This window comes from Rhodococcus sp. 05-2255-3B1 (assembly GCF_002258545.1).
In the GTDB taxonomy this organism is placed as follows: Bacteria; Actinomycetota; Actinomycetes; order Mycobacteriales; family Mycobacteriaceae; genus Rhodococcoides.
This window is the reverse complement of record NZ_NOZC01000004.1, coordinates 360,278-367,423: the sequence shown is the minus strand read 5'-3', so window position 1 is coordinate 367,423 and position 7,146 is coordinate 360,278. Positions and strand designations below refer to the sequence as shown.

The 7,146-nt window shown below is 66.5% G+C and carries 5 protein-coding genes; 1 reads left to right on the top strand and 4 read right to left on the bottom strand.

The features are described 5' to 3' along the window. Positions 1-1,076: Hsp70 family protein (locus CH249_RS03920; protein ID WP_094698886.1), on the bottom strand; the 1,076-nt coding region annotated here is incomplete at its 3' end. A 93-nt stretch (positions 1,077-1,169) separates the two neighbouring features. Between CH249_RS03920 and CH249_RS03915 the strand changes: the two genes are divergently transcribed. Beyond that, entirely contained in the window at positions 1,170-4,481 is a 3,312-nt protein-coding gene (locus CH249_RS03915; protein ID WP_143545166.1) for a BTAD domain-containing putative transcriptional regulator, read from the top strand. Here CH249_RS03915 and CH249_RS03910 read toward each other — a convergent pair. The 3 genes from CH249_RS03910 to CH249_RS03900 form a co-directional block, all read right to left on the bottom strand. Further along, on the bottom strand, positions 4,478-5,311 hold the full coding sequence (locus tag CH249_RS03910) for an ABC transporter permease (protein ID WP_032393914.1): 834 nt from the start codon (positions 5,309-5,311) through the stop codon (positions 4,478-4,480). The genes CH249_RS03915 and CH249_RS03910 overlap by 4 nt on opposite strands. After that, positions 5,308-6,261, bottom strand: a complete 954-nt coding sequence (locus CH249_RS03905) for an ATP-binding cassette domain-containing protein (protein ID WP_235387000.1) — start codon at positions 6,259-6,261, stop codon at positions 5,308-5,310. Before CH249_RS03905 ends, CH249_RS03910 begins: the two co-directional genes overlap by 4 nt. 68 nt (positions 6,262-6,329) lie before the next feature. After that, positions 6,330-7,109 (bottom strand): PIG-L family deacetylase, encoded by a 780-nt coding sequence (locus tag CH249_RS03900; RefSeq protein ID WP_045198964.1) that lies wholly within the window; start codon positions 7,107-7,109, stop codon positions 6,330-6,332. Positions 7,110-7,146 lie beyond the last annotated feature (37 nt).

The window sequence follows — 7,146 nt, the reverse complement described above, 5'->3', positions numbered from 1 at the left end:
GGAGGTGGGATGTCGGGGGGCGGCGACGATGTGGGCGTCGTGGTCCTGGTGGCAGCGGGCGTCGTGGTCTGTGGAACCGATTCGCCGACGCTGGCGGGGGTGCTCAGTTGTTGATTCTCGTCGCTGGATCCGAGTGCGGTGAACAGTCCGATTGCGGCGATGACGCCCGCGATCGGCAGCGCGATCATGCCCAGTCGAGTCAGGGCGGGACGGTGCGAGACGACGGGCGGCACGTGGGTCGCGTCGACGTGGGTGGCGTGTACCGCGGCACCGCCGGCGATGACCAGTTCGGGCCGGTCCGGGACGACGACCGGCAGTTGCAGGAATCGTTCGAGGGTGGCCCGGACCAACGGGACGTTGGACGTGCCGCCGATGGCGATGACGGCGTCGGGATAGAACTCGGCCTCCAGGCCGAGCCTGCGCACCGTCTCGGCGGCCTGTTCGGTGGAGCGTGCGATGGACAACTCGAAGATGTGCCGTTCGAGGAGAATGTGCTCGCCATCGGGTGTGCTGGTGGTCAGGTGCGAGGACAGAGCTTCCTTGATTCCGCGGCAGAAGGCCGTCAGCGCGCTGTCCTCGTCGGGAGAGTGGGGCGGACGCACTATGCCGAGTCCGAGTATGTGTTCACGGACCACTGAGTCGAAGGAGGCACCGCTCATGGCGGTGGTCCGCGCCGAACCGTAGGAGCGGCCGGTTTCGACGTCAACGATGTCGACGTCGACTCCGGACTCGCCTGCGTCGAACAGCGCGATCGTTCTATGGTGGGAGGGAAGCCCTGGGCGCAGGTACTCCATTGCCGCGCCGGTTCTGTCGATGAGATGGACGTCGGAGACGTACTCCTCGGCCAGCGCGTCGGCGATCCCGGTACGTTCCGCGGGGGTGCGATAGGCGACGCCCAGGGATTGGGGCGCGTCCGGGCTGTCGACGATGCCGCGCACGACGCGGGCGACGTCCGCGGCGGTGGGGGAGAGCTGCCAGTCGTCGAACGGGGTGCCGTCGGTCCATGCGCCGTCTTCGGTGGTCCGAGCCGTGCGAATGCCGCACGTGCCGAGGGACACACCCACTGACGAACGCATCGCTTCTCCGGCCTCTCCATTTCGGTGACGGTGTCCAGGTCTGACGTACTCGCCCTCGTGACAGGCGACGTGGACACTGTACCGTCTCACGGTTTGGTTAGAGGCTCGAAACAATCCGAACGTCAGGTCGAAGGGGTCGCGTCATCGGCCTACGATCTGGTGGCAGTGCCCATCGATATCGCGCATCCTCGGACGAAGGACCTCACGACCGACCTCCCGGTGGTGGGGATCCTCGGCGTCGTCGCGACCCGAATCGACAGCGAACTGGTTCCGGTACCGGGTGTGCGGGCGCAGGCCCTGTTGGTGGCCTTGGCGCTGTCACCGGGGCGGATACGGTCGGCACAGGCCCTCATCGACGAGGTGTGGCCGGGCGAGCCTCCCCGTTCGCCGAAGAACGCTCTGCAGACGCAGATCTCTCGGCTGCGGTCGGTGTTGCCCGCAGGTGTTCTCGAGAGCTACCGCGGTGGCTATCGGTTGGCGCTGGGCAGCGACGACACCGACCTCGGACGCGCCCGCGTCCTCACGCGGGCCGCGGAGGGTCGACTCGCAGCTTCGCAGTGGCAGGACGCCCTCGACGGTGTGCTCGACGCCTCTGGCCTGTGGCGAGGGGAGCCGGCGGAACCGGTCCGGGCGCAGGCCGAACTGCTCGAGGTCACGCTGAGGTCCGTCCAGATCTCGGCGTTGCTCGGGTTGCGCCGTTTCGACGACGCCATTCCGTTCGCGCGGGCGCGAGTCGCCGCGGACCCGACCGACGAGCTCGCCACCGCCGACCTGATGCGTGCACTGCACGGCGCGGGCAGATCCAACGATGCCCTCTCGGTGTTCGCGGCACTGCGATCCGAACTCGCCGACCGTCTGGGAACGGACCCCTCGCCGGCCGTGACCGCGTTGAACACCGAGATTCTGGGGCACACCGCGCCGAAGATGCTGCAGACCATCGGTCTGCGCGCCGCACCGAACGCACTGATCGGACGAGGCGAGGACCTCGACGCGATCGAGGTACTGCTCGGCAGTTCTCGCGTCACCACTGTCCTCGGACCCGGCGGCGCGGGTAAGACGCGGATCGCACACGAACTCGGTCGCCGCGCCGGTGCCCACATGTCGGTGGCTTTCGTCGAACTGGCATCGCTGCGCAGCGAAGAGGACGTCGCGTCGGCGATCGGAGCGACCCTGGGGCTCACCGAGGCCGACATCAAGGTCGGTGGCCTCCCGGTCACCCGGGTCCATTCGATTCGGGAACGACTGGTCGACGTCTTCTCGTCGCGGCGGGGATTGCTGATTCTCGACAATTGCGAGCACGTGATCGACGAGGTCGCGGTGGTGGTCGACGCCCTGGTGGCGTCGTCCGACGCGGTGACGGTGCTGGCGACGTCACGTTCCCCGATGGGGATCACGGCCGAGTCGGTCTTCCCGCTACCGTCGTTGGGTGTCGTCGGCTCGAATTCGCCTGCGACGGAACTGTTCTGCGTCAGGGCCCGGGCGGTCCGGCCGTCGGCGCGCCTCGAACCCGACGCGGTGAACCGATTGTGCCGCACCTTGGACGGACTGCCGTTGGCGATCGAACTGGCTGCGGCGCGGGTCAAGTCGATGAGCGTCGAGGAGATCGACGCGAGGCTCGATCATCGCTTCACGCTTCTGAAATCGGCGGATCGAACCAGGCCGGAACGGCATCGGACGTTGCACGCCGTCATCGACTGGAGTTGGAATCTGCTCGACGCCTCCGAACAAGCGGCCTTGCGTCGATTGTGCCGGTTCCCGGCGGGATTCGATCTCGACGCGGCGAGGCAGGTGGCGCAATGGGCTGCGGTGGAGGATATTTCGGCTGCGCTCGACGGTCTGGTCGATCAGTCCATGCTCAGCGTGGTCGAATCGCCGACCGGAATTCGGTACCACATGCTCGAGACCGTCCGCGAGTACGGCGAGGAGCAGCTCGACGCCAGTGGCGAGGCCGAAACCGTCGCAGCTCGACTGCGGGAGTGGTCTGCGTCCGTCGCCGTTCGGGTGTCCGCGGGCTACTCGGGTGGGCGTCCGGCCGAGATGGTCGCCCTGATGGAGGCCGAACACGACAACCTGCTGTCGGTGATGAGACATTCTTTTGCGCAACAGTTTTCGGACCACGTGTGTACCTTGTTCTCGGTACTGGGCTACTTCTGGGCCATGCGTGGGGCGCATTCGGAGGTGCTCAACTGGGCAGACAGAGTGATGAGCAGCATGCGTGGCGGGATGGGCGGCACGCCCGACGACAATGCCGTGATGGCTCTGCTGGTGCTGGCAGCCCACTTCGCCTACGGCGGGAATCTACGTCGGGTAGCGCGCATTCGCACAGATCTCCGGCACTTGCTGAACAGTCGGTCAGCGGTGTCGCCGGGGTTGCGCTTCGACTCGGAGGTTGTGGTCCACCACGCCGGGGGTCGAGGCCTGGCCCGAAAACTGGCCCGTGCCGTCCGATCCGAGCACGACGACGTTCGCTGCAACGCGTACGTCGTTCGCTCGATGATGGCGCAGAACTCGGGTCGCCTGTACGAGTCGATCCGAGACGCGGAGCAGGCGCTCGCCATCGCGCGCCGTCGAGGCGATCTGTGGGCCGTCGGCTCGACGTCGCAGACGCTGGCGAGCTCGTACGGGCTCTCGGGTGACTACTCCCGGGCTGTGGAGTACTACCGAACCTCGGCCGACGTCATGTGGGAGCTGCACGCGTTCGAGGAGAGTATGCAGACGCGCGCTTTTCTGGCGATGGCGTTGATCGGAGCCGGTCGCGTGGACGAGGGACGCGAACTGATCGACGAGTTGGAGGCCGCGGCGCAGGGACAGGAGTTCACCCTCGATCCACCCTCGGGCGACGACGTCGGTGCCCGCTGGGATCACGCTCAGCAGCGGTCGAATTCAGCGTCGCTGACGGCGGTGCGGGCGGCGGCGGATCTCGAGGACGGTGCCGTCGAGCAGGGTCTCGGGGGTCTTCGTGCGGCGTTGGCGTTGGGCGGGTGGCCGTCCGAGGATCCGAGCGATCCGTTCATGACGATTCTGGTGTGTGCGGCTGTCGGTGCGCACGTTCTGCACGGGCGCGCCGAGGACATGGACGACGCGGTGGCTGCGTTGACACGCAAGCCGTGGAATATGTTGGTACCGGGCGGTTTCTACGACGTTCCGATGCTCGGCGCAGTGGCGTGTGCGGTGGGTTCGTTCGAGATTCACCGCGGAAACCGGGCCGTGGGGGTGGAGTTGCTGGCGGTGTCGAGCAGGGCGGTGGGTCGGCAGGACTTTCCGTCGATGCGGATCGATCGACATGTGCGTGCGGCCCGAGCGGTTGCCGGTGACCGTGCGGTCGATGCCGGGCTCGCTCGGGCCGCTGTATTCACCAGAAACGGTGCGCTGCGCGAGATTCTGCGGTTGCTTCCACTCGTCTAGGCCTTGCGCATGTACATGCGGACGGTCAGTGGGGCGAAGATCGCGACGATGACGGCACCGCCGACGAGGGAGTACACGACGTGAATTCCGAAGTGCCCGTTGTTCGCCAGCTCACGAACGGCCGTCACCAGGTGCGAGACGGGGTTGACGTCGGCGAAGGCGCGCAACCAGCTCGGCATGGTGCTGGTGTCGACGAAGGCGTTGGACAGGAACGTCAGTGGGAACAACACCAGCATCGAGATGCCCTGAACCGATGAGGCTTTGCTCATCAGGGTGCCCAGCAGTGCGAAGATCCAACTGATCGCCCATGCACAGAACATCACCAGCAGCACGGCTCCGAGGAGACCGAGTGCTCCGCCCGCCGGGTGGTAGCCCATCGCGAAGCCGGTGGCGAAGCAGACCACGGCGGCGATCAGGTAGCGGATGACATCGGCCATCAATGCTCCTGCGAGCGGGGAGATTCGAGCGATCGGGAGTGATCGGAAGCGGTCGAAGACGCCCTTGTCCATGTCTTCTCGCAGCTGGGTGCCGGTGACGACGGACCCGGTGATGACCGTCTGGACCAGGATTCCCGGCACGATCATCGGCAGGTACGAGGTGACGTCGCCCGCAACCGCACCGCCGAAGATGTAGCTGAACATCAGGGTGAAGATGACCGGCAGCAGCACCACGTCGGTGAGCTGTTCCGGATTGTGGCGGAGTTTGAGCAGCCCGCGGTATCCCATGGTGATCGACTGGGTGACGGTGCGGGCCAGACCGATGTGGCGCACGACCGGTCGGTCGGCGGGGTCGATGTATGTCGAAGACCGTCGGGTGAGTGTGGTGGTCATGCTGCGTCCTCGTCTGCGCTCTTGCCGGTGAGAGTCAGGAAGACCTCGTCCAGGCTGGGTTTGGTGACGGTGATCTCGCCGACCTCGATGCCGAAGTCGCGCAAGCGAATCAAGATGTCCGGGGTCATCGACGTGTCCGTCATCGGTGCGGTCAGTCGAGCGGACTCGGGGCTGACCGACACATCTGTGCCCAGTTGCGTCGCGACGAGCGCTCGGGCGTCGTCGATCCGGTGTCGGTCCGTGAGGGTCAGAGACAGTGCGGAGGTGCCTACCGACGACTTGAGCCCGTCGGCGGTGTTCTCGGCGATGACACGACCGTGGTCGATCACCGCGATTCGATCGCACAGTTGGTCGGCCTCGTCGAGGTACTGGGTGGTGAGCAGGACGGTCGAGCCCTCGGCGACGAGTCGACGGATGGTGTCCCACATCTGCGCTCGGGTGCGGGGGTCGAGGCCGGTGGTCGGCTCGTCGAGGAACAGCAGCGGCGGAGCCGAGATCAGGCTCGCGGCCAGATCGAGGCGTCGACGCATCCCACCGGAGAACATCTTCAACGGTCGGTGTGCCGCTTCGGTCAGCCCGAATTCCTCGAGGAGTTCGACGGCTTTGGCTTTGCTCTCGCGGCGGCCGAGTCCGAGCAGCCGGGAGAAGACGACGAGATTCTCGGTTGCGGTGAGGTCCTCGTCGACCGAGGCGTACTGGCCGGTGACACCGACGAGAGACCGGACGGCGGTGGCGTCGGCGACGACATCGTGGCCGAAGATGCGGGCCGAGCCGCCGTCGGGTCGCAGGAGGGTGGCGAGCATGCGGACCGTCGTGGTCTTGCCCGCGCCGTTGGGGCCGAGGACGCCGTAGACCGCCCCGGTGGGAACGGTCAGGCCGACGCCGTCGACGGCGCGTTGCTTACCGAATGTCTTGACGAGGTTCTGGGCCTCGATTGCTGGTGTGGTCATGGGGCCAACCATCGCCCCGGGCGCTTGCACGACGCGTACGTCGCGCTTGCGTCCGCTGTCCGGCCGGGTCAGAGCGGGAGCGAGGTCTCCGTGAGCCCGACGCCGCCGGTGCCGCGGAGCTTTCTGAACCATTCGGTGCCGAACGTGGTGGCGAGGTCTTCCGGAGACATCTGCAGAAACGGTCCGAAGTCGCCGATCTGTGTTTCGTGGGCTTCCATCGCTGCCCGTTTGGCGTCCATTGCGCCGGACACGTCGACCACCGTCGTGATCTCGGTTTCCGGCAGACCGAAGGTTTCCAGGTCCGGCGGTGACGCTTCCTCGCCCCAGTGCGGATTGGCCTCCATCAGTCTGCGCATGTGATCGCGGTTGGTGGTGGTCTCGTACACGAAGCGAGTCTCGGCGATCTCGGTGGCGCGCTTGCCGACGACGTGAACCTGGATGTGGTCCGGGTGACCGTAGCCACCGTTCGGGTCGTAGATGGTGACGACGTCGGCCTTCTCTTCGAGCAGCACCTCGGCCAATCGCTGGGCCGCGGTGTCGACATCGACGTTGCAGAACGCGTCGGGGTTCGCGTTCTCTGCAGTGCCTGCCATACCGGAATCGGCATAGTGCAGCCGCACGATGCGGGCGACACCGAGAGCGGCCGCCGAACGATCGAGCTCGATGCGCCTGCGCTCGGCCAACGTCTCGCCCTCGGCGAGGATGCCGTCGGGATATTCGCCGAGGGCACCGTCGGTGGCGGTGACCAGGACGACGCGATGGCCGGCGTCGGCGGCGAGGCGCATCACCCCGCCGGTCCCGAACACCTCGTCGTCGGGATGTGCATGGAAGCAAACCAGGACACTCATGTCCTGAATGCTTGCACGTCGAAGCAGGTGCAGCCCA